The organism is Siphonobacter sp. BAB-5405 (assembly GCF_002872335.1).
Taxonomy (GTDB): Bacteria; Bacteroidota; Bacteroidia; order Cytophagales; family Spirosomataceae; genus Siphonobacter.
The window spans coordinates 1-3,132 of sequence record NZ_NJAG01000097.1 but is presented as its reverse complement, the minus strand read 5'-3'; the positions used below and the strand labels follow the sequence as shown (position 1 = coordinate 3,132).

Here is a 3,132-nt window from a genome sequence, read left to right as displayed (position 1 = left end):
GTTCCGCTTTTTTTCTATGCCAGGCTAATGCATCCTGGATATTCTCCTGCTCCCAGCGATCCAGCTCTCCCCGAGTAGTGATATGTCTGAGCTTTAGTCCTTCCTGTTCTTCTGGGGTAAGAGGGGTGGCTCCCTCGGGATACGTAAACTGATTCATTGATCCCAGAAGTCTTTGGAGTCTTCAACTAATATTTTCAGTACCAAGTCATCAAAAGCCTTGGCTTTTTCTTCCATCGTAAGCTCCTGATCCTCTAGACGCATGGTATGATTCACCCGCCCCATTCGTTTCTGAGCGATCTTTCGAGCTTGTTCTTTGACTAGATCTTCTAAACTGCTCTGGGGAATGAACCCATAGACAAACCGCATGTTAAGCCCCTCTGCTATCTTCTTTAGAGAAGATAGTTTGAGATCACCGTCTATTTCAGCGTTTTCAAGCCGTGAAATGCGTGATTGATCAATGCCTACTCGTTTGGCTAGCTGAGTCGTAGACATGCCCAAAGCTTCCCGGAGTAATTTGATCCAGCCGTGATCGGATTGAAGTAAGGAAATAAGGGAAGACGTCAGTCTTTTATCGAGCTGCTCCCTCATGAGTTTTTTATCCCAGTAATTCATTTATGCTATATAAGTCATCTATTTCAAGTAATATATGTCAAATATAGCATTAATTCTTATTGAACTATGCTGTATACAGCATAGTTCAATAAGAATTAGCGTCTGATTTTTTAAATCGCCGTATAAAACTTTTAAGAAGCTACTGCTGTAGTATGATTTCTTATTCCGTGTAACTATGTAACTAATAGCTCAAATAACTCTTGTTCTAATCCATCCAGAATCTCCTGTTTCCTTAAACCCGTTACCTCTACATCTTTAGCGGTAATGACCATCGGCTCCTGCGTAAACGTTGAAGCAGCTACTGTGAACGTATGGCTGGAGGAAGTCATCTTAGGAAGACTGGGGTATAGTAGAAAGACCCGGCGACTGCCTCGCCGCAGAGCGTAACTGATCATCTGATAGAGATCCGTCTGACTGATCCCCGCCTTGGCATCTACGCCTACTGAACGCACTTTGTATTTCGTGTCAACAACTATCACATCACCTGTGTGGGTCGTAAGAAGAGCATCATTCTTAATCGTAAAAACGCCTTCCTGGGTTAGTTTACCGGCTTTCTGTAGATCAATGGAACGAAACATAGAACCCAGTTTCTCCTTCATCACTCCCGTTACAAACTCCTCAAACACTCGGTCCATCGGCACGAGAAAACAGAATTGCTGTTCTTCAGAAGCCGTTTGATTGCTATAGCGATCCGAGAGAAAGAACCGACATAGGTCCAGGCAATGCTCATAGCCTTCGTAAAACCGGTGCAAAATAATACGATCGCAGTCCGCCCGGCTGATGGGTACATCCGCTACTTCATCTAAATGGAACAATAGCCTTTCTAAGATTTGCCTGGTAGGCAGCCGCCTGGAAAGCCCTAATAATTTGCGAGTGACAAACTTGATGATTTGATTGAGCCGATTATTAAACACAAAGGGCTCATGTTCACAAACCAACTCATGCCAATGGCCCTGACTTAAACTGCTGCGTATATAGCCTGCCGTATCAAGCCTTCCCCGCAAGTAAGGCATGCTTTCGGTGACTGACTCGTACTGATGATAGGGCTGTTGCTGAATTAAATTTTCTGTCGTGTAAGCAAAGTATTGAAAGAAAGCCTCCGGCAAATCTTCTATAGAATCTGAATCGCTACTAAGCTCCGCAAAGGGAAACGTAAAGCTTTGAGCATACGATAACCACCAGAGCACGTGTTGAAAGGCCCGGCCTGCTTGCTCTACGTTGAAAAGCTTGGGAATAATTTCAATCGTTAATCCCTGAAACTGAATGAAGCCTACGTATCTGCCTGCTTTAATGCGAGGGCCTACGTTAGGGCCTACGTATTCAAAGCTTAGAAAAGGCTGCCTCATAGAAGCTTCTTGTGAAGGCTCCTGCCAAAGCCTGCTTTGCCACACTTCATCTAAGTAGGCTTGAAGTGCGGTAACATCAGTTGTTAAGGGAAGTGTTACTTCGGCCTTTTGGTGCTCAAGTAGCGTTATTTTCATGCTAAATCCTTCACCACAAGTTGATACGTCCGCTTGTCTAGTTCTACTGGAAGGCCAGCTTCCGTGAGTATTTCGCTTACAATACTCGTCTTTCCGTTAAAGTATTCCATGAGCAGAGGAATCACTCGTTGGTTAAATACCTCGCCTAGCTCCTCGTAAGGTTTACGAATGAAGTAAGCATGACCAATCAGGTAATCAGCCGTATTCTTGCGTTGGTAAATACTATCGTTTATCTTTTTWAAWATGTCTCCTACCCGCTCTTCCATTTCAGCAAGCTCATAGTCAGGGTATTTGCCGATAAATTCAAATCTTCTTCGGAGAGCTATGTCGAGTAAGGCTAATGATTTATCGGCGGTAATTCATCGTCCCGATTACGTAGAGATTCGGCGGTAAAGCAAATCGTTCGCCTGAGGGAAGCGTTACACTCAAGGCATTGGCTTGTCCTAAGCGTTTATCTTCTTCCAAGAGGGTAATCAGCTCGCCAAACACGCGGGAGATGTTAGCCCGGTTGATCTCATCAATTACTAAGACAAAGTTCTTAGGCGATTCCGTGTGGGTTTGCTGGCTGCCAGAACTGATGAGCACATCCAACAAGGGTTGATAATACGGCTTTAACCCATTGGTCTTCAGATCCTGATTTCCTTCGTATAAAGCCTTAAGTGTAGCAATACTTAATGTATGCTGAGAATCCCCGCGGTTCTTTCGAAAGCTGATACTTCGCTCCGAAATATCCGTGATATAGAATGGTATTCCCGAGGTCATCTGAACCCGTATTTCCTCGCCCTGTTCGGTGAACGGTTGCATGAAATGCTGAAACACCTCTTCAAAAACCATACGCGAAGGAACCTGCACCTGGGTACCTTCATAATTAAGACGGGCTCGCTTAGCTATCTGATAGAAAACGCCATAATTCCGCTGGAATCGAAGTTCCTCGCCGTCTACGTCAGGTTTTAGTCCCGTGACGAAATCTTCATAGGAGTAATTTTGATGGAACGTAATAAATTCAATCTGACCGGAATCCCGCAAGGCGTCAAATCGT

General features: G+C 44.5%; 4 protein-coding genes. All 4 read right to left on the bottom strand.

Annotation, left to right across the window (positions count from 1 at the left end; translation table 11 throughout):
• Positions 1-153: 153 nt before the first annotated feature.
• The gene (locus tag BWI97_RS25940; protein ID WP_102203387.1) at positions 154-612 is read right to left on the bottom strand and encodes a mobile mystery protein A; all 459 of its coding nucleotides are present in this window, start codon (positions 610-612) and stop codon (positions 154-156) included.
• Positions 613-785: 173 nt separating this feature from the next.
• The gene (locus BWI97_RS25935) at positions 786-1,958 is read right to left on the bottom strand and encodes an McrC family protein (protein ID WP_158242858.1); all 1,173 of its coding nucleotides are present in this window, start codon (positions 1,956-1,958) and stop codon (positions 786-788) included.
• 131 nt (positions 1,959-2,089) lie between these two features.
• Complete coding sequence (locus BWI97_RS28725; RefSeq protein ID WP_233208061.1) at positions 2,090-2,359, bottom strand: hypothetical protein; 270 nt, start codon at positions 2,357-2,359, stop codon at positions 2,090-2,092.
• Positions 2,360-2,438: 79 nt separating this feature from the next.
• Positions 2,439-3,132: AAA family ATPase (locus BWI97_RS25930; protein ID WP_233208060.1), on the bottom strand; the 694-nt coding region annotated here is incomplete at its 5' end.

Coding starts and splice junctions, on each gene's coding strand:
- BWI97_RS25935 (WP_158242858.1), bottom strand. CDS start 1,958: ATGAGGCAGCCTTTTCTAAGCTTTGAATACGTAGGCCCTAACGTAGGC.
- BWI97_RS25940 (WP_102203387.1), bottom strand. CDS start 612: ATGAATTACTGGGATAAAAAACTCATGAGGGAGCAGCTCGATAAAAGA.